This window comes from Bradyrhizobium sp. Mp27 (assembly GCF_029953005.1).
GTDB classification, from domain to species: domain Bacteria; phylum Pseudomonadota; class Alphaproteobacteria; order Rhizobiales; family Xanthobacteraceae; genus Bradyrhizobium; species Bradyrhizobium barranii.
In genome coordinates, this window is the sequence record NZ_JASAUS010000705.1 from 1 (window position 1) to 333 (window position 333).

The 333-nt window shown below is 54.1% G+C and carries 1 protein-coding gene; it reads left to right on the plus strand.

Going from position 1 to position 333, the window contains the following annotated elements; genetic code table 11:
- Positions 1 to 320, plus strand: a 320-nt coding sequence (locus tag QJT78_RS52405) for a transposase (protein ID WP_281460974.1), incomplete at its 5' end; no start/stop codon positions are given.
- Positions 321 to 333 lie beyond the last annotated feature (13 nt).

The following is a 333-nucleotide window of genomic DNA, read 5'->3' on the forward strand; positions in this document are numbered from 1 at the left end:
CTTTTCCGAACCGCAAGCTTCACGTCATCCTCGACAACCTCAACACCCATAAAAAGAACGAGGACTGGCTCAAGGCCCACCCCAACGTGCAATTTCATTTCACGCCGACAAGTGCGTCATGGCTCAATCAGGTCGAAGTATGGTTTTCCATCTTGCAGGGGCAGTCGCTCAGCGGCACCTCCTTCACGAGCCTCAAGCAGCTTCAGGAACACATCGATGCCTACGTCAACGCATACAACGACAGAGCCGAGCCCTTCGTCTGGACCAAGAAAAAGGTCCGTCAACGCCGTTTCAAAGGCCGCCGTATCACTCAGCTCTGATTCCGGGTACTAG